The organism is Streptomyces sp. NPDC047525, from assembly GCF_040643025.1.
In the GTDB taxonomy this organism is placed as follows: domain Bacteria; phylum Actinomycetota; class Actinomycetes; order Streptomycetales; family Streptomycetaceae; genus Streptomyces; species Streptomyces durmitorensis.
Map to the genome: position 1 here is coordinate 210,920 of NZ_JBEYTL010000010.1, position 17,861 is coordinate 228,780.

The window sequence follows — 17,861 nt, forward strand, 5'->3', positions numbered from 1 at the left end:
GGAGCGTCAGCCCTCGCAGACGACGAGGGTGTCAGCCCTTGTCGGCGACGAGCTCCTTCAGCGCGATGTTGAGCTGGAGGACGTTGACGCGGGGCTCGCCCACGAATCCGAGGATCCGCCCGTCGGTGTGCGCCTCGACCAGCTTCTGGACCTGCGCGACGCCCAAGTGGTTCTTGTCCGCGATGCGGTGCACCTGGAGGTCCGCGTACTCCGGGGAGATGTGCGGGTCCAGACCCGAGCCGGAAGAGGTGACGGCCTCGGCCGGCACGTCCGAGGGCCTGACCTTGAAACCGGCCGTGGAGTTGTCCTTGACCACGGCGGCCTTGGCGGCCCTGACGTTCGCGATCAGGTCCTTGTTGTCACCGGCCAGGTTCGTGGCACCGGACAGGATGAGGTCGTACTGGGTGTTCACCCCCGCGTCCTGGTTGGAGCCGAGGCCGTTGGACGGCCTGGGCTGGAACCACTTCAGGTCGGGCGCGGCGGTCTCCTGGCCCTTCTTCAGCGGCAGGTCGTACCGCTGCCCGATGAGTTCGGAGCCGGCGACCTTGCCCTCGCTCTTGATCTCGGAGCCGTTGGCCTTGTTGTTGAAGAGCGCCTGGGCGACGCCGGTCACCGCGAGCGGGTAGATGACGCCGCAGATCACGGTCAGGACGATCAGGGCCCGCAGCCCGGCCCACAGCAGCCGGCCGGTGTTGCCCACCGATGTGTTCATGGAGATCAGCACGCTTTCGAGGAACTACAGCCCGGGGATGAGGGAGATGAGAAGGTCGATGATCTTGATGCCGATGAACGGCGCGACGAGACCGCCGAGTCCGTAGATGCCGAGGTTGCGCCGCAGCATCCTGTCCGCGCTCATCGGCCGGTACCGCACGCCCTTCAGGGCCAGCGGCACCAGGGCGATGATGATCAGCGCGTTGAAGATGACGGCCGACAGAATGGCCGACTCCGGGGACGACAGGTTCATGATGTTGAGCTTGTCGAGGCCGGGGTACACCACGGCGAACATGGCGGGGATGATCGCGAAGTACTTCGCGACGTCGTTGGCGATCGAGAAGGTCGTCAACGCGCCCCGGGTGATCAGGAGTTGCTTGCCGATCTCGACGATCTCGATGAGCTTGGTGGGGTTGGAGTCCAGGTCCACCATGTTCCCGGCCTCCTTGGCGGCCGAGGTCCCGGTGTTCATGGCCACGCCCACGTCCGCCTGGGCAAGCGCGGGCGCGTCGTTCGTGCCGTCACCGGTCATCGCGACGAGCTTGCCGCCGGCCTGCTCGCGCTTGATCAGCGCCATCTTGTCCTCGGGCGTGGCCTCGGCGAGGAAGTCGTCCACGCCCGCCTCGTCCGCGATCGCCTTGGCGGTCAGCGGGTTGTCACCCGTGATCATGACCGTCTTGATGCCCATGCGCCGCAGCTCGTCGAACCGCTCGCGCATGCCCTCCTTGACGACGTCCTTCAGGTGGATGACGCCGAGTACGCGCGCACCCTTCTCGTCCTTGGCCGCGACCAGGAGCGGTGTGCCACCGGCCTGCGAGATGGTGTCGGTCAGGGCCTGGGTGCCGTCGGAGACGGTGCCGCCGTTCTCGGTGACCCAGGCGGCGACCGAACCGGTCGCGCCCTTGCGGACCCTGCGGACCTCGCGCCCGGTCCCGCCCTCGACGAGGTCGACGCCCGACATCCGCGTCTGCGCGGTGAAGGCGACCCACTCGGCCCCCTCCAGCTCACCCTGGTGACGCTCGCGAAGCCCGTACGTCTCCTTCGCCAGTACGACGATGGAGCGCCCCTCCGGCGTCTCGTCGGCCAGCGAAGAGAGCTGGGCGGCGTCCGCGAGTTCGGCTTCGGTCGTCCCGCGCACCGGCACGAACTCGGCGGCCTGCCGGTTGCCGAGCGTGATGGTGCCCGTCTTGTCGAGCAGCAGCGTCGAGACGTCACCGGCGGCCTCGACCGCCCGCCCGGACATGGCAAGGACGTTGCGCTGGACCAGGCGGTCCATGCCCGCGATGCCGATCGCGGAGAGGAGCGCGCCGATGGTCGTCGGGATCAGGCAGACCAGGAGCGCGGCCAGCACGATCATGGACTGCTCGGCACCTGCGTACACGGCGAACGGCTGGAGCGTGACGACCGCGAGCAGGAAGACGATGGTGAGGGACGCGAGAAGGATGTTGAGCGCGATCTCGTTGGGCGTCTTCTGCCGTGCGGCGCCCTCGACCAGGTTGATCATGCGGTCGATGAACGTCTCGCCGGGCTTCGTCGTGATCTTGATGACGATCCGGTCGGAGAGGACCTTCGTGCCGCCGGTGACGGCGGACCTGTCACCGCCCGACTCCCGGATGACCGGGGCCGATTCACCGGTGATCGCCGACTCGTCGACGCTCGCGACGCCCTCGACGACGTCGCCGTCGCCGGGGATCACGTCGCCCGCCTCACAGACGACCAGGTCGCCGATGCGCAGCTCGGTGCCGGGCACCTGCTCCTCGGCCGTGCCGTTCAGACGGCGCGCGACGGTGTCGGTCTTGGCCTTGCGCAGGGTGTCCGCCTGCGCCTTGCCGCGGCCCTCGGCCACCGCCTCCGCCAGGTTGGCGAAGACCGTGGTGAGCCACAGCCAGGCGGCGATCGCCCAGCCGAACCAGTCCCCCGGGTCCTTGACCGCGAGGACCGTGGTGATCACCGAGCCGACGAGCACCACGAACATGACGGGCGACTTGATCATCACCCGCGGATCGAGCTTCCGCACGGCGTCCGGGAAGGACTTCAGGAGCTGCTTGGGGTCGAACAGACCCCCGCCGACACGGCTGTCGTCCTTGGCGCCCTTGGCGCCCTTGGCTTCCTTGTGCCCGCCGGGCACGTCCTGGTGCGGCGCACGGGTGGGAGTGGCGGTGGACATGGAGCCTGGCTCCTCTGGCTTCTCTATGTCGGTGGTCATGACGCAAGCCCCTCGGCCAGCGGCCCGAGGGCCAGCGCGGGGAAGTAGGTCAGACCGGTGATGATCATGATGGTGCCGACCAGCAACCCGGTGAACAGCGGCTTCTCGGTGCGCAGGGTGCCCGCGGTCGCCGGGATCGGCTTCTGCTCGGCGAGCGAACCCGCGAGCGCGAGGACGAACACCATCGGCAGGAACCGGCCGAGCAGCATCGCGAGGCCGATCGTGGTGTTGAACCAGTTCGTGTCCGCGCTCAGCCCCGCGAACGCCGAACCGTTGTTGTTGGCGCCCGAGGTGTAGGCGTAGAGGATCTCGGAGAAGCCGTGCGCCCCGGAGTTGAGCATCGAGTCCTTGGGCGTGGGCAGCGCCATCGACACGGCGGTGAATCCGAGGACCAGGGCGGGGGTGATGAGGATGTAGCAGGCCGCCAGCTTGATCTCGCGGGTGCCGATCTTCTTGCCCAGGTACTCCGGCGTACGGCCCACCATCAGACCGGCGATGAACACCGCGATGATGGCCATGATCAGCATGCCGTAGAGACCGGACCCGGTGCCGCCCGGCGCGATCTCCCCCAACTGCATGCCCAGCAGGTTGAGTCCGCCGCCGAAACCGGTGTTGGAGGAGTGGAAGGAGTTGACCGCACCCGTCGAGGTCAGGGTCGTGGCGACCGAGAAGATCGCCGAACCGCCGATCCCGAACCGCGTCTCCTTGCCCTCCATCGCGCCGCCCGCGACATCGAACGCGGGACCGCCGTGGTGGAACTCCGTCCACATCATCAGCGCGGTGAACCCGACCCAGATGGTCACCATCGTGGCGAGGATCGCGTACCCCTGCCGCGCGCTGCCGACCATGCGGCCGAACGTGCGGGTCAGGGCGAAGGGGATCACCAGGATCAGGAAGACCTCGAAGAGGTTGGAGAGGCCGTTCGGATTCTCGAAGGGGTGGGCGGAGTTGGCGTTGAAGTAGCCGCCTCCGTTGGTGCCCAGCTCCTTGATGACCTCCTGCGAGGCCACCGCACCGCCGTTCCATTCCTGCTTGCCGCCCATGAACTGGCCGACCTCGTGGATGCCGGAGAAGTTCTGGATCGCGCCACAGGCGACAAGGACGAGCGCGCCGATCACCGAGATCGGGATCAGGATGCGGACCGTGCCGCGCACCAGGTCGGACCAGAAGTTCCCCAGCTCACCCGTGCGCGAGCGGGCGAAGCCCCGCACCAGGGCCACCGCGACGGCGATGCCCACGGCCGCGGAGAGGAAGTTCTGGACCGCGAGGCCGCCGGTCTGCACGACGTGGCCCATGGCCTGTTCGCCGTAGTACGACTGCCAGTTGGTGTTCGCCACGAACGACGCGGCGGTGTTGAACGCCTGGTCCGGATCGATGGCCTTGAAGCCGAGCGACCCGGGCAGCGAACCCTGGAGCCGCTGCAGCAGATACAGGAACAGCACGCTCACGGCGGAGAAGGCGAGCACCCCGCGCAGATAGGCGGGCCAGCGCATCTCGGCGTTCGGGTTGGCGCCTATGCCCTTGTAGATCCACTTCTCCACGCGCAGATGCTTCTCGGAGGAGTAGACCTTGGCCATGTGGTCACCGAGCGGACGGTATGCCAGGGCCAGCGCCACGATCAGCGCCAGGAACTGGAGCACACCGGCAAGAACAGGGCTCATATCCGTACTCAGAACCTCTCCGGGAACACGAGAGCGAGGACGAGATAGCCCAGCAGGGCGACGGCCACGACGAGACCGACGATGTTCTCGGCAGTCACAGCTTCGCCACCCCCTTGGCGATGAACGCCACCAGCGCGAATACCGCGATCGTGGTGACGACGAAGGCCACGTCGGCCATCGTGTGCTCCTAGATGAGATGCGAGTGATCTGACGTCTTGAGCAAACCCCCTCCGTGGCCGAAATCGACCGCCGTTGACGCCTCCCTTACGTCCCTTGGCGCCCCGTTGACGACTCTCTTACGGCTGCCTGCGCCCACCTGCCATCAACCGGCTCCCACCTGCGAAAACGCCGATGGGCCGCACTCCCGTCAGGGAGTACGGCCCATCGGCCTGCAACTCGTGAGGCATCAGCGCCCCGTAAGGGGCGCGGAGAACTGCGCGACCAGCCCCCACCGACCCGAGGGTTCGTCACCGCACTTCCAGCGGAGCGCTAGCGCACCTCGGTGATCTCAGGGCCCCGCTGGAGCTGGCCCATGCCGCCGGAGAAGCGCGAGCCCTCCTGCTGCTCCTGCTGGACAGCGCCCTCGGCGACCATCTGGGCGTCGTCGGGCAGCTTCAGGACGATCGGGTCGCGGGGGGCCATCGGGCCCTCGCCGCGCACGATGACGGTGTCCCGGAAGATCTGCTCGAGCAGACCCGCGGCCTGCGGCTGCACCGCGCCCTGGCCGGAGATGACCCCGCGCAGGAACCACCGCGGACCGTCGACACCGATGAAGCGCACGACCTGCACGCCACCCGTGCCGTCCGGCAGCTGCACCGGCACCTGCGCGCGCAGCTCCCAGCCGAGGGGGCCCTCGACCTCGTCGATGACACCGCCCTGCTGGGTGATGCCGGAGGCGATCTCCTCGCGGACCTCGCCCCAGATGCCCTGCTTCTTGGGGGCGGCGAAGCCCTGGAGCTGGATGGCGCTGTCCTGGAGCACGACGGTCGCGGCGACGATCGCGTCACCCGCGACCTCCACCCGCAGCTCCATGCCCTCGACACCCGGTACGAAGAGTCCGCCCAGGTCCACGCGGCCCTCGCCGGGCTCCCGGACCTCCGAGACGTCCCAGGGACCGTCGGGGCGGGGCTCGGGCTCGAGCCTCACGCGCGACGACGCCGCGGCGGTGTCATCGCTGTCAGCACCGTCAGGGTCCCCGACGACCTGCTCGGCCTCGCCCGCCGCGTCCTCGGCGGCACTGTCCTTCTTGCGACGTCCGAACACGTCACTGTCCTTCCCGGTCAGATACGACCGATGCGTATCGATTCCCACCCGTTTGTTCACCCGGGCCTGTGCCCACGGCGGCATGGCCGCCGGTGGACCCGAAGCCCCCCTCGGCCCGCGCCGAGTCGGGAAGCTCCGCCACCTCCCGGAAGCGCACCTTCTCGACCTGCTGGACGACCAGTTGGGCAATCCGGTCGAAGCGCTCGAACCGCACGCGTTCGCGCGGGTCGAGATTCACCACGATCACCTTGATCTCTCCACGGTACCCGGCATCCACCGTCCCTGGGGCATTCACCAGGGCGACACCGCAGCGGGCGGCGAGACCGGAACGAGGGTGCACGAAGGCCGCGTACCCCTCGGGCAGCGCGATAGACACACCGGTGGGCAGCACCACCCGCTCGCCCGGGGCGAGTTCGTGCGCTTCGGTGGTCCGCAGATCCGCTCCGGCGTCGCCGGGCTGCGCGTACGACGGCAGCGGTACTTCGGAGTCGACGCGACGGATCAGGACGTCGAGCTCCGGGCGGGGTGCGGGGGTCACGGGTTCACCTCGAAAGCGCGTGCGCGGCGGAGCTGGTCCGGGTCGTCCATGGCGGCCCGGATCTCCTCCGGGCGGCCGTTCTCGACGAAGTGGTCGACCTTGACCTCGATGAAGAGGGCCTTGGCACGGACGGCGACGGGCCCCTCGGGGCCGCCGATCCGCCCGGTGGCCCGGGAGTAGATCTTCCGTCCCGCGACGGCGGTCACCTCGGCCTCGAGGAAGAGCACGGTGCCGAGCGGCACGGGCAGCGCGAAGTCGGTCTCGAGCCGTCCGGTCACGGCGATCACCCGCAGCAGCCAGTTCAGCGAGCCGAGCGTCTCGTCGAGCGCCGTGGCGAGCACCCCGCCGTGGGCGAGGCCGGGAGCGCCCTGGTGGGCCTCGCGGACGGTGAACTCGGCGGTGACGGCCACGCCTTCACCGGCGTACGCCGCGAGGTGCAGCCCGTGGGCCTGGCCTTCGCCACAGCCGAAACAGTGCTCGTAATGGGCTCCGATGAGCTCCCCGGGGGCGGGCGCGTCGGGGTGGCGGACGGGCGCTATGGCGTCGGCCGGGGGCGTCAGAGCTGCAGAAGTACCACTCACAGCCGCAGACCTTACCCGCGAGTCCAGTGACTCAGCTCATCGTGCCAAGCTTGGCTGCATGCAGCCTTACGAAGAACGCCTGACGGCGCCCCGTTCCTGGTGGCTTGTCTCGCTCCTGGTCGGCGTCGCGACGGCACTGATCATGCTCCCCTTCGGGACCCTGCCGCTGCTCGGCGGCCTGGTCGCCGGTACGGCGGTCGCCGCGGTCGTCACCAGTTCGTACGGCTCCCCCCGGATCCGCGTGGTGGCGGGCTCGCTCGTCGTGGGTGACGCGAAGATCCCGGTCTCCGCCCTGGGCGAGCCGGTGGTGCTCGACGCGGAGGAGGCGCGCGCCTGGCGCGGCCCGAAGGCCGACCCGCGCGCCTTCATGCTGCTGCGCGCCTACATCCCCACGGCACTGCGCGTGGAGATCACGGACCCGCAGGACCCGACTCCGTACGTGTACGTGTCGACGCGGAACCCCGAGGCGCTCGCGGCAGCGCTGACGGCGGTGCGGACTTCTTAGGCTTCTCGGGGACGTGCTGCGGGGTCTGCCGCGTCAGCGCCCCAGCTCCTTGCGCAGGCGACCGGGGTGCAGCGGGTCCAGAGGCCTCACGGGCTGCTCAAGGGGCGGCAGCTCGGGCAGGGCGTCCCAGGGCACCTGCGCCCTCCGCAGGTCCGCACGGACCCGCTCAGCGAGCTTCTTGGTGTCCCGGCGGTTCATGACCGCCCCCACTGCGGCGCCCACCATGAAGGGCATCAGGTTCGGGAGGTTCCGCACCATGCGCTTCATGATCTGCTGGCGCAGCTCGCGCTTCATCTGGCCGCCGAGCGCGGCGTTGATCGACGCGGGCTTCACCACGTCGATGCCCCGCTCCTCGGTCCACGCGGTGAGGTAGGCGGTGCTGCGCTCCTTGAGGTTGCCCGGCGGACGCAGGCCGTAGACCTCGTGGAGTTCGGCGATCAGCTTGAGCTCGATGGCCGCTACGCCGGTGATCTCGGCGGCCATCTCCGCGGGCATCGCGGGCGGCACGGGCATCATCGCCGCGGCGCCGACTCCGGCCCCGACCGTCGAGGTTCCGTTGGCCGCGCCGGAGATGAGTTTGTCCGCGAGCTGCTCCGGGTCGAGGCCCGGGAACTGCTTGCGGAGGGTGCCCAGGTCGCGGACCGGGACCCGCGGGGCGTTCTCGATGATCCGGTCGGCGAGATAGCCGATGCCGGCCTTGGCGCCGCGTCCGCTCATGCGCACGCCCGCCATGACTCCGTCCGTGACGGCGGCAACGCGGCCCTTGGACCCATTGGCCCTGGACGCCTTGTCGGCCGCCGTCTCGTCGTGTGCCACCGCTGGTGCGTTCGCCGGTCCGAGCGAGGCTGTTCCTGTGGGGGAAGAGCCCCGCTCGTCGTCACGTACGCCGCCGTCGGCAGCGTTCGGTTGGTCCGCTCCGCGCTTGCGGAAGCGGCGCTTCCTTGGCGGGGTCGAGCCTGTCACGGCCGACCCTGCCCTAGTCGCAGTCGCGGCAGATCGGCTGGCCGTTCTTCTCCCTGGCCAGCTGGCTGCGGTGGTGCACCAGGAAGCAGCTCATGCAGGTGAACTCGTCCTGCTGCTTCGGGAGCACCCGAACGGCGAGCTCCTCGTTCGAAAGGTCCGCGCCGGGCAGCTCAAGGCCCTCTGCGGCCTCGAACTCGTCGACGTCTACGGCCGACGTCGACTTGTCGTTCCGACGTGCCTTGAGTTCCTCGATGCTGTCCTCGTTGACGTCATCGTCGGTCTTACGTGGGGTGTCGTAGTCCGTTGCCATGTCGCTCTCCCCCTCTGGGTGTCTGCGGTGTCTCAGCGCTCGTAACGCGTGAGAGGCCGGACTTGTGCCCGACCTGAGGCGGAGATTTTGCCTCACATCAAGGTCTGTTACTCAATCGACACCCAACCGCACCCCTGAAGAGGTGATCGGTTTGGATGGCGATCGGGACCGTACACGGTCCGAATGTCGCACTTCACAGGCGCCACCCCGTGTACTTCCCGTGATCAAGACCCCTGAAAACCCGGATTTTCCCGGCTTTCCAACGACTTTCACGATCACGGAGAGTAGATGGCCGAAAATTCGCCCCTGTGATCGATCGCACATGGAACCTCCAGGAACAGGTCCCGAAAATTCCGCGCAAAGCGAACACGTCGGCGCGTCCGCGGCAGCATCTCAGAGAGGAAGGGTGACTCGCATCACGAGCCCTCCCCCCTCGCGCGGCTCCGCGATGATACGGCCCCCGTGGGCCCTCGCCACCGACCGGGCGATCGACAGGCCGAGTCCGACGCCCTTGTCGCTGCCCGTGCGCTCGGTCCGCAGCCGCCGGAACGGCTCGAAGAGGTTGTCGATCTCGTAGGCGGGCACCACGGGGCCCGTGTTCGTCACCACCAGGACCGCCTGGCCGTGCTGGGCCTCCGTGGTGACCTCGACCCATCCCTCGTCCGGCACGTTGTACCTGACGGCGTTCTGGACGAGGTTCAGGGCGATCCGCTCCAGGAGGACGCCATTGCCCTGGACGACGGCCGGGGCCCGCTCCCCCCGGATCTCCACGCCCTTCGCGTCCGCCTCGGACCACACCTGGTCGACGGCGCGGTCGGCGACCTCGGCGAGGTCGACCGGCTTGCGCTCCACGATCTGGTTGTCGCTGCGGGCGAGCAGCAGCAGACCCTCCACCAGCTGCTCACTGCGTTCGTTCGTGGCCAGGAGCGTCTTGCCGAGCTGATGGAGCTCGGGCGGCGCCCCCGGGTCGGAGAGGTGCACCTCGAGCAGCGTGCGGTTGATCGCGAGCGGTGTGCGCAGTTCGTGCGAGGCGTTCCCGACGAACCGCTGCTGGGCGGTGAAGGCCCGCTCCAGGCGGTCGAGCATCTCGTCGAAGGTGTCCGAGAGCTCCTTCAACTCGTCGTCGGGACCGTCCAGTTCGATGCGCCGGGACAGGTCGGTGCCCGCCACCCTGCGCGCGGTGCGCGTGATGCGGCCCAGCGGCGACAGGACGCGGCCCGCCATCGCGTAACCGAAGGCGAAGGCGATCACCGCGAGCCCGAGGAGGGCGAGCAGCGAGCGGCTCAGGAGGTTGTCCAGGGCGTGCTGGCGCTGTTCGTTGACGCAGGCGTTCATGGCGTTGTTGAGCTCACCGGCCGACGGCGAGCTCGGGAAGTTGCACGTGTCGCTGGCCACCTGGCCGGAGACGATCTTGAACGGCAGGTCGCTGCCCACGTTCAGGGCCTGCGCGGCAAGCAGATAGATGATCGAGAGCAGCAGGATGCCCGCGATCAGGAACATGCCGCCGTAGAGCAGCGTGAGGCGTATACGGATCGTGGGACGCAGCCACGGGAAGGGCGCTTCGGCCTTCCTGGGGTCCCAGGTGGGTTTCGGAGGCGCTGCTGGTGGCGCCGGGGTCGCGGCCACCGGGGATCAGATCCGGTAGCCGGAGCCGGGCACCGTCACGATGACGGCGGGCTCGCCGAGCTTCCGCCGCAGGGTCATGACGGTCACCCGGACCACGTTCGTGAACGGGTCGGTGTTCTCGTCCCAGGCCTTCTCGAGCAGCTGCTCGGCGGAGACCACGGCACCCTCGCTGCGCAGCAGCACTTCGAGGACGGCGAACTCCTTGGGCGCGAGCTGGATCTCCTTGCCGTCGCGGAAGATCTCGCGGCGGTTCGGGTCGAGCTTGATCCCGGCGCGCTCCAGGACGGGCGGCAGCGGCACGCTCGTACGCCGGCCGAGGGCACGCACGCGTGCCGTGAGCTCGCTGAACGCGAAGGGCTTGGGGAGATAGTCGTCGGCGCCGATCTCCAGGCCCTCGACGCGGTCGCTGACGTCGCCCGACGCGGTGAGCATCAGGACGCGGGTCGGCATGCCCAGCTCGACGATCTTGCGGCAGACGTCGTCGCCGTGCACGAGCGGGAGGTCCCGGTCGAGCACCACGACGTCGTAGTCATTGACCCCGATGCGTTCCAGGGCGGCCGCTCCGTCGTACACGACGTCGACGGCCATGGCCTCCCGGCGTAGTCCGGTGGCCACCGCATCGGCGAGCAGCTGCTCGTCCTCGACGACGAGTACGCGCACGGCGCTGTCCTTCCTCTGTGCCCCTGCGGGCAGGTCTGTTCGTGGGGTGTGGCCTCCATCCTGCCCCTTTCGGCCATAAACCGGCTGTAAGGCGGAGTCCTGGCAGGGGAATGCGGGATTTTCTCCGACGGTTGAGGTTTCCGTGGAAGGGAGCCCGGGGAGGACGACCTCACACCCGCGATCACGCTTTGTATGTGGCGCGCCACAACCCGCTTTCCGCAGGGCGGGCGGCTTGAGACGTGATCGCCCCTTCCTTGAGGGCACACCCCCGTGCCATCGACCCACGACCCAGCCGAGGGGGCGCAACCATGGACGCTTTTACCGCAGGACTGCTGCAGCGCATAAAGGCCACGGAGTCCGACCTCACGAAGGCCCGTGAGACGGGCGACGACTTCCTTGCCGAGGTCGAGCAGGCGGAGCTGGAAGATCTCCACCGCCTCGCCGCCGAGCACGGTGTGGAGGTCGGCGCACTGCACGCCTGACCCATTACGCGAGCCGTAAACCGAAGGGCCCCGGCATCTGTGGACGAGATGCCGGGGCCCTTCTGTGTGCGGACGTCCGGCAGGGCCGGTCGGCCGGTCAGTCGTGCCAGGCGCCGAGCTCCTCCAGGCGGCCCTGCAGATCCTCGAAGAGGCCGGGCGGGGCCGCGACGGTCAGCTCGCCCGAGAGGGCCTGGCCGGGGCGTCCGCCGGTGAGCGCGCCCGCCTCCCGGGCGACGAGGTCGCCGGCCGCGAAGTCCCACGGGTTGAGGCCACGTTCGTAGTACGCGTCCAGGCGGCCGAGCGCGACGTCGCACAGGTCGATCGCCGCGGAGCCGCCGCGGCGGATGTCCCGGACCAGCGGGATCAGCTGCCGGGCCACCTCGGCCTGGTGGGCGCGGCGCTGGGCGACGTACCCGAAGCCGGTGCCGACGAGGGCCTGTTCGAACGGGGGCGCGGGGCGGACGTGCGCGGGCCTGTCGTTGACGAAGGCGCCCTCTCCGAGGACCGCGCGGTAGGTCTCGCCGCGCATCGGGGCGTGCACCACGCCGACGAGCGTCTCGCCGTCCTTGCGGGCCGCGATGGAGACGGACCAGTCGGGGCGTCCGTAGAGGTAGTTGACGGTGCCGTCGATCGGGTCGATCACCCACTGGACGCCACTGCTGCCCTCGGAGCTCGCGCCCTCCTCGCCGAGCACGCCGTCGTCCGGCCTGCGCTCGGCGAAGAAGTCGGTGATCAGCTTCTCGGACGCGATGTCCATCTCGGTGACGACGTCGACCGCGCTGGTCTTCGTGGCGGCCACGCCCAGGTCGTCCGGGCGCCCGTCGCGCAGGAAGGCACCGGCTCGGTGCGCGGCCTCCAGGGCGGCGCCGAGGAGTTCGGCCTTCAGCTGCTGGTCTGCGGGGTCGGTCACGGTGCTCCTGGTGCCTTCGTGAGTTACGCGTACGGGCTGTCGGCGCCCGCGGCTGCGGGCTTCGGGGCGCGCGAGGGGCAGCAGCCCACCGGGCACAGGTCGTGGCTCGCGCCGAGCGCGCCCAGGGCGCAGGGCGCGACCTTGCGTCCGTTCTCCGTCGCGGCGCGCTCCAGGACCAGGTCACGCACCGCCGCGGCGAACCGGGGATCAGCGCCGACGGTGGCCGAGCGGCGGACCGGCAGGCCCAGCTCCGCGGCCTTCGCTTCGGCCTCGGTGTCGAGGTCGTACAGGACCTCCATGTGGTCCGAGACGAAGCCGATCGGGACCATCACCACGGCGGGCGCGCCCGCGACGTGCCGCTCCTCCAAGTGATCGCAGATGTCCGGCTCCAGCCACGGGATGTGCGGGGCGCCGCTGCGCGACTGGTAGACGAGCTGCCAGGGGTGCTCGACGCCCGTCTCCTCGCGCACCGCGTCGGCGATGAGCCGGGCCACGTCCAGGTGCTCCTCGACGTACGCGCCGCCGTCCCCGTGGTCCTCGGCGCGGCCCGAGCTGTCGGCGGCCGCGGTCGGGATCGAGTGCGTCGTGAAGGCGAGGTGCGCCCCTTCGCGTACGTCGTCGGGGAGCTCGGCCAGGGACTTCAGGACCCCGTCGATCATGGGGCGGACGAAGCCGGGGTGGTTGAAGTAGTGCCGCAGCTTGTCGACGCGCGGCACGTCGAGGCCCTCGGAGGCGAGCACGGCGAGGGACTCCGCCAGGTTCTCGCGGTACTGACGGCAGCCCGAGTACGAGGCGTACGCGCTGGTCGCCAGGACGAGCACGCGGCGGTGGCCGTCCTGGACGAGCTCGCGCAGGGTGTCGGTCAGGTAGGGCGCCCAGTTGCGGTTGCCCCAGTAGACCGGCAGGTCGAGGCCGTGCTCCGCGAAGTCCTTGCGCAGGGCGTCCAGGAGGGCGCGGTTCTGGTCGTTGATCGGGCTGACCCCGCCGAAGAGGAAGTAGTGCTGCCCCACTTCCTTGAGCCGCTCCGTGGGGATACCGCGGCCCCGCGTCACGTTCTCCAGGAACGGGACGACGTCGTCCGGGCCTTCGGGGCCGCCGAACGAGAGCAGCAGCAGGGCGTCATAGGGAGAGGCATCAAGCGCATCGGACATACATCCGATCCTGCCACCCGCCGCTGACAGCCGAAAATCACGGTGCGGCCGGGCCTGTCGGAGCCGTAAGCTGTATGGGCCATCTTTACGCCTTACCGGAGCAGCTCCGCCCGTGGTCCGCACGGAGCCGCCCCGGCGCCTCAGCGGAGTTCCACGTGCCAAGCCCCTACCGCGCCATCTTCGCCGCCCCCGGCACCAAGGGGTTCTCCACCGCAGGCTTCCTCGGCCGGATGCCGCTGTCGATGATGGGCATCGGCATCGTGACGATGGTGTCCCAGCTGACGGGGCGGTACGGACTCGCGGGCGCGCTCTCCGCGACCGTCGCGCTCTCCGCCGCCGCGATCGGCCCGCAGATCTCGCGCCTGGTCGACCGCTACGGCCAGCGCCGGGTCCTGCGGCCCGCGACCCTGGCCTCCCTGGCGGCAGTCGCCGGACTCCTGCTCTGCGCCAAGTACGCGGCCCCGGACTGGACGCTCTTCGCCTTCGCCGCCCTGGTGGGCTGCGTGCCGAGCGTGGGCTCGATGATCAGGGCGCGCTGGGCCGTCCTCTACCGGGACACCCCGCAGCTGCACACCGCGTACTCCTTCGAGTCCGTGGTGGACGAGATCTGCTTCATCTTCGGGCCGATCATCTCGATCGGGCTCTCCACCGTGTGGTTCCCCGAGGCGGGGCCGCTGCTCGCCGGGGTCTTCCTCGCCGTCGGCGTCTTCTGGCTGACGTCCCAGCGGGCCACCGAGCCCGTGCCGCACGGGCGTGAACACCACACCAAGGGCTCGGCGTTGCGCTCCGGCGGGCTCCAGGTCCTGGTCGCGACCTTCGTGGCGACGGGTGCGATCTTCGGGTCGATCGACGTGGTGACGGTGGCGTACGCCGAGGACCAGGGCCACAAGGCGATGGCGAGCCTGGTGCTCGCGGTGTACGCGCTCGGCTCGTGCGTGGCCGGGGCCGCCTTCGGACTCATGCACTTCAAGGGGGCGCCCGCCCCGAGGTGGCTGCTGGGTGTCTGTGCGATGGCCGTGAGTATGATCCCGCTTCAGTTGGTCGGGAACCTTCCGTTTCTGGCCGTGGCGTTGTTCATCGCGGGCCTCTCCATAGCGCCGACCATGATCACGACGATGGCCCTCGTCGAACAGCACGTACCACGCGCGAAGCTGACCGAGGGCATGACCTGGGTGAGCACCGGACTCGCGGTCGGCGTCGCGCTCGGCTCCTCCGCGGCCGGCTGGGTCATCGACGCGGCCGGATCGGACGCCGGGTACGCGGTCCCCGGTCTCTCCGGGGCCGTCGCGGTGGCGGTCGGGTTCCTGGGGTATCGCCGGCTGAAGAAGCCGGTTCCGCAACGGGGAGGGACCCATGAGCACGGCAGCGGGCAGCAGCGGGAAGAGCACAGCGGCGTGGCGTAACTGGGCGGGCAACGTCAGCGCCCGCCCGGCCAGGGAGGTCACCCCCGCGTCGGTCGACGAACTCAGCGCCGCGCTGCGTCAGGCCAAGGACGACGGCCTCAGGGTGAAGCCGGTCGGCACCGGCCACTCCTTCACGGCGGCCGCGGCCACCGACGGCCTCCTGATACGCCCCGAACTCCTCACCGGGATCCGCAGGATCGACCGCGAGGCCGGCACCGTCACCGTGGAAGCGGGCACTCCGCTCAAGCGCCTGAACGCGGCGCTCGCCCGCGAAGGACTGTCGCTCACGAACATGGGCGACATCATGGAGCAGACGGTCTCCGGCGCGATCAGCACCGGGACGCACGGCACGGGCCGCGATTCGGCGTCGATCTCCGCACAGATCAAGGCACTTGAGCTGGTCACGGCGGACGGTACGGTCCTCACCTGCTCGGAGAAGGAGAATCCCGAGGTCTTCGCGGCGGCCCGGATCGGCATCGGCGCACTCGGCGTGATCAGCGCGATCACCTTCGCCGTGGAGCCCGTCTTCTTCCTCACCGCCCGCGAGGAGCCGATGACCTTCGACAAGGTCACGAGCGAGTTCGACGCGCTCCACGCCGAGAACGAACACTTCGAGTTCTACTGGTTCCCGCACACCGGCAACTGCACCACCAAGCGCAACAACCGCAGCGTGGGCCCCGCCGCCCCTCCCGGCAAGGTGAGCGCCTTCGTAGAGGACGAAATTCTCTCCAACGGCCTCTTCCAGGTGGTCAACACCATCGGCAGGGCCGTCCCCGCGACCATCCCGGGCATCGCCAAGATCTCCAGCAAGGCCCTCTCCGCCCGCACCTACACGGACATCCCCTACAAGGTCTTCACAAGCCCGCGCCGCGTGCGCTTCGTGGAGATGGAGTACGCCGTTCCGCGGGCGGCCCTGGTCGAGACGCTGCGCGAGCTGAAGACGATGGTGGAGCGCTCGAATCTGCGGATCAGCTTCCCCGTGGAGGTCCGCACGGCTCCCGCGGACGACATCACGCTCTCCACGGCCTCGGGCCGGGACAGCGCGTACATCGCCGTCCACATGTACCGGGGCACGCCCTACCAGGCGTACTTCACCGCCGCCGAGCGGATCTTCACCGCGCACGAGGGCAGGCCCCACTGGGGCAAGATCCACACGCGCGGCGCCGACTACTTCGCGCAGGCCTATCCGCGCTTCGCCGAGTTCACGGCCCTGCGCGACCGCCTGGACCCGGACCGCCTGTTCGGCAACGACTACCTGCGCCGCGTCCTGGGCGACTGAGGCGGCCCGGGATGAACGGGACCGCCGCCTACGGGGTGACGGTCTCTCCGCGCTGTACGTCGTTTCCGCTGCCGGTGTCGCCGCTGGACGGGGTGGGCGTCGGAGTCGGGGTGGGGGTCGGCGTGGGAGTCGGGTCCGTCTTCGAACCGTCGTCGTCACCGGAGTCCGAGCCGGAGCCGGAGTCCGAGCCCTTGTCGGGGTCGTCCTTCGAACCGGAGTCCGAGTCGTTCCCGTTTCCGCTGCCCGGCGACTGCGCGTCCGTTCCGTCAGGCTCCCGCGACGCGCCACCGTCCTGCTGCGAACCGTCGTCCGTACCCGTGGAAGGACCGTCGGACGGCTGCTCGGAGGGGTCGGTCGAGGGAGTGGAGGGCTCATTCCGCGAGCCGTTGTTGCCCGTGACGCCGTTGCTGATGGTGGTGCCCTTGCCCCCGCTGAAGTCCTCGCCGGAGACGATCTCGTACGTCGTGATGCCTGCCATGGCCACACCGAAGACGACCGCTGCGGCGACCAACGGCCGCTTCCAGCTTCGGATCTGCGTGCGATGCGTCATGCCCTCGGTGAACTCCTCCGAGGGGAGCGGCGGCTGCACCGGCTCCACCGGGGCCGCCTGGCGCAGCACGCGCGTCGCGTCGTCCCGGGGCACCAGCTGCGTGGCGTCGACCGACCCCAGCATCTGCGTCTTCTCGGCGTCGGCATCGGCATCGGCCACTGGCAGCACGGTCGTGCGGTCCGCGTCGGGATCCACCACCGGCAGCACGTTCGTGCGATCCGCGTCGACGGCAGGAGGCAGCACCGAGGTGGCGTCCGGCTCGACCGCTCTCCCCCATGTCGTCGTCACGGGCCCCGCTCCGGCGTGCGCCGTCGCTCCCGTGTACGCCGCCGCCCGGAACGTCTGCGCCACCGGCGCACCCGAGCCGTCGGTCAGCGGGACCTGCTGGGCCCGTGGCTTGGCCTGCACCGCGACGTCACGTATCTGCTCGCCCGTGCGCCGGAAGAAGTGCTGGAAGATCGTGCCTCCGCAGGTCGCGACCACGCTCACCAAGCCGGCGCCCAGGATCGTGCCGTAGACGCCGAAGCTGGCGGCGAGCTTCGCCCCCACGACGGCGGCGACGGCGCTGCCCGCGACCTGCGGCAGACTCAGATCAAGGCGCCGCTTCTCCGTCGGCTCCTCCTGGCCCTTGGATTCCTCGCCGGAATCCGGCTTTTCACGCATCTCCGACCCTTGCCTGCCTTTCTCGACTGATTGCACGAGAAGGGACGTATGGGTGAAGGGGATAGTTCCGATTCTGGAGATTCCGTGAAGTGTGCCACTCATGCACCACCCTGCCCGGGTATCCCGGGGCGCCAACTCCCGTCCCCCGCGAGAACTTCGGCGGCGCGGCGGACCACCCGCGTGGCCCGAATGGAGTACTGTTGCGAGCCCTGGGTCCGGTCTCCCACCTGGGTGCCCGGGGCCTTCCAGGACCGCCGGGAGGGGGCTCGCTGCACAGGGTGACCAAAGTGGTCACTGAGAGTTGCGAAGAGGTAACCGTGCCATAACGGCGACCTTGGGCCCACGCCCGACACGCCGGGCAACTCGGCAAGGTTGTGGCAGGCTGCACCCGGGCAGGCC

18 protein-coding genes are annotated in these 17,861 nt (G+C 69.6%); 4 read left to right on the plus strand and 14 right to left on the minus strand.

What is annotated here, in order from left to right:
• Positions 1-31: 31 nt before the first annotated feature.
• The 7 genes from ABZ833_RS28915 to ABZ833_RS28945 form a co-directional block, all read right to left on the minus strand.
• Positions 32-712: a potassium-transporting ATPase subunit C gene (locus tag ABZ833_RS28915; RefSeq protein ID WP_361052261.1), complete on the minus strand. Its 681-nt coding sequence runs from the start codon at positions 710-712 to the stop codon at positions 32-34.
• Between the two features lie 24 nt (positions 713-736).
• The gene (gene kdpB / locus ABZ833_RS28920) at positions 737-2,917 is read right to left on the minus strand and encodes a potassium-transporting ATPase subunit KdpB (protein ID WP_361052264.1); all 2,181 of its coding nucleotides are present in this window, start codon (positions 2,915-2,917) and stop codon (positions 737-739) included.
• Positions 2,914-4,578: a potassium-transporting ATPase subunit KdpA gene (gene kdpA / locus ABZ833_RS28925; protein ID WP_361052267.1), complete on the minus strand. Its 1,665-nt coding sequence runs from the start codon at positions 4,576-4,578 to the stop codon at positions 2,914-2,916. The genes kdpB and kdpA overlap by 4 nt, the downstream gene beginning before the upstream one ends.
• Positions 4,579-4,586: 8 nt before the next feature.
• Positions 4,587-4,676, minus strand: coding sequence for a K(+)-transporting ATPase subunit F (kdpF, locus tag ABZ833_RS28930; protein ID WP_033264828.1), 90 nt, complete (start codon positions 4,674-4,676; stop codon positions 4,587-4,589).
• A gap of 391 nt (positions 4,677-5,067) precedes the next feature.
• Positions 5,068-5,841: a DUF3710 domain-containing protein gene (locus ABZ833_RS28935; RefSeq protein ID WP_361052270.1), complete on the minus strand. Its 774-nt coding sequence runs from the start codon at positions 5,839-5,841 to the stop codon at positions 5,068-5,070.
• Position 5,842: 1 nt separating this feature from the next.
• Positions 5,843-6,379, minus strand: a complete 537-nt coding sequence (dut, locus tag ABZ833_RS28940; protein WP_361052273.1) for a dUTP diphosphatase — start codon at positions 6,377-6,379, stop codon at positions 5,843-5,845.
• Complete coding sequence (locus ABZ833_RS28945; RefSeq protein ID WP_249587267.1) at positions 6,376-6,960, minus strand: PaaI family thioesterase; 585 nt, start codon at positions 6,958-6,960, stop codon at positions 6,376-6,378. The genes dut and ABZ833_RS28945 overlap by 4 nt, the downstream gene beginning before the upstream one ends.
• Before the next feature lie 58 nt (positions 6,961-7,018).
• On the opposite strand from ABZ833_RS28945, the gene ABZ833_RS28950 reads away from it, so the two are divergent.
• Positions 7,019-7,465, plus strand: coding sequence for a DUF3093 domain-containing protein (locus ABZ833_RS28950; protein WP_249587268.1), 447 nt, complete (start codon positions 7,019-7,021; stop codon positions 7,463-7,465).
• A gap of 33 nt (positions 7,466-7,498) precedes the next feature.
• On the opposite strand, the gene ABZ833_RS28955 is transcribed toward ABZ833_RS28950, so the two are convergent.
• From ABZ833_RS28955 to ABZ833_RS28970, 4 genes are all read right to left on the minus strand, one after another.
• On the minus strand, positions 7,499-8,428 hold the full coding sequence (locus tag ABZ833_RS28955) for a hypothetical protein (RefSeq protein ID WP_361052277.1): 930 nt from the start codon (positions 8,426-8,428) through the stop codon (positions 7,499-7,501).
• A gap of 13 nt (positions 8,429-8,441) precedes the next feature.
• Entirely contained in the window at positions 8,442-8,738 is a 297-nt protein-coding gene (locus tag ABZ833_RS28960) for a DUF4193 domain-containing protein (RefSeq protein ID WP_055544889.1), read from the minus strand.
• 393 nt (positions 8,739-9,131) lie between these two features.
• Entirely contained in the window at positions 9,132-10,364 is a 1,233-nt protein-coding gene (locus tag ABZ833_RS28965) for a HAMP domain-containing sensor histidine kinase (RefSeq protein WP_361052282.1), read from the minus strand.
• 6 nt (positions 10,365-10,370) lie between these two features.
• Complete coding sequence (locus ABZ833_RS28970) at positions 10,371-11,024, minus strand: response regulator transcription factor (RefSeq protein WP_135331070.1); 654 nt, start codon at positions 11,022-11,024, stop codon at positions 10,371-10,373.
• Between the two features lie 308 nt (positions 11,025-11,332).
• Here ABZ833_RS28970 and ABZ833_RS28975 point away from each other — a divergent pair, with 308 nt between their 5' ends.
• Positions 11,333-11,506 carry a hypothetical protein gene (locus ABZ833_RS28975; RefSeq protein WP_167357823.1) on the plus strand — a complete coding sequence of 58 codons (174 nt, stop codon included), beginning with the start codon at positions 11,333-11,335 and terminating at the stop codon, positions 11,504-11,506.
• 97 nt (positions 11,507-11,603) lie between these two features.
• Here ABZ833_RS28975 and ABZ833_RS28980 read toward each other — a convergent pair whose 3' ends face one another.
• Positions 11,604-12,416 carry an inositol monophosphatase family protein gene (locus ABZ833_RS28980; RefSeq protein ID WP_249587271.1) on the minus strand — a complete coding sequence of 271 codons (813 nt, stop codon included), beginning with the start codon at positions 12,414-12,416 and terminating at the stop codon, positions 11,604-11,606.
• A gap of 23 nt (positions 12,417-12,439) precedes the next feature.
• On the minus strand, positions 12,440-13,567 hold the full coding sequence (locus tag ABZ833_RS28985; RefSeq protein ID WP_361052287.1) for a ferrochelatase: 1,128 nt from the start codon (positions 13,565-13,567) through the stop codon (positions 12,440-12,442).
• Between the two features lie 155 nt (positions 13,568-13,722).
• Here ABZ833_RS28985 and ABZ833_RS28990 point away from each other — a divergent pair, with 155 nt between their 5' ends.
• Positions 13,723-14,970: an MFS transporter gene (locus ABZ833_RS28990; protein ID WP_361052289.1), complete on the plus strand. Its 1,248-nt coding sequence runs from the start codon at positions 13,723-13,725 to the stop codon at positions 14,968-14,970.
• Complete coding sequence (locus ABZ833_RS28995; RefSeq protein WP_361052292.1) at positions 14,921-16,249, plus strand: D-arabinono-1,4-lactone oxidase; 1,329 nt, start codon at positions 14,921-14,923, stop codon at positions 16,247-16,249. The genes ABZ833_RS28990 and ABZ833_RS28995 overlap by 50 nt, the downstream gene beginning before the upstream one ends.
• Positions 16,250-16,277: 28 nt before the next feature.
• Here ABZ833_RS28995 and ABZ833_RS29000 read toward each other — a convergent pair whose 3' ends face one another.
• Positions 16,278-17,462 carry a hypothetical protein gene (locus ABZ833_RS29000; protein ID WP_361052294.1) on the minus strand — a complete coding sequence of 395 codons (1,185 nt, stop codon included), beginning with the start codon at positions 17,460-17,462 and terminating at the stop codon, positions 16,278-16,280.
• Positions 17,463-17,861: the final 399 nt, after the last annotated feature.

Coding starts and splice junctions, on each gene's coding strand:
- ABZ833_RS28950 (WP_249587268.1), top strand. CDS start 7,019: ATGCAGCCTTACGAAGAACGCCTGACGGCGCCCCGTTCCTGGTGGCTT.
- kdpB (WP_361052264.1), bottom strand. CDS start 2,917: ATGACCACCGACATAGAGAAGCCAGAGGAGCCAGGCTCCATGTCCACC.
- ABZ833_RS28960 (WP_055544889.1), bottom strand. CDS start 8,738: ATGGCAACGGACTACGACACCCCACGTAAGACCGACGATGACGTCAAC.
- kdpA (WP_361052267.1), bottom strand. CDS start 4,578: ATGAGCCCTGTTCTTGCCGGTGTGCTCCAGTTCCTGGCGCTGATCGTG.
- ABZ833_RS29000 (WP_361052294.1), bottom strand. CDS start 17,462: ATGCGTGAAAAGCCGGATTCCGGCGAGGAATCCAAGGGCCAGGAGGAG.
- ABZ833_RS28915 (WP_361052261.1), bottom strand. CDS start 712: ATGAACACATCGGTGGGCAACACCGGCCGGCTGCTGTGGGCCGGGCTG.
- ABZ833_RS28975 (WP_167357823.1), top strand. CDS start 11,333: ATGGACGCTTTTACCGCAGGACTGCTGCAGCGCATAAAGGCCACGGAG.
- ABZ833_RS28995 (WP_361052292.1), top strand. CDS start 14,921: ATGAGCACGGCAGCGGGCAGCAGCGGGAAGAGCACAGCGGCGTGGCGT.
- ABZ833_RS28985 (WP_361052287.1), bottom strand. CDS start 13,567: ATGTCCGATGCGCTTGATGCCTCTCCCTATGACGCCCTGCTGCTGCTC.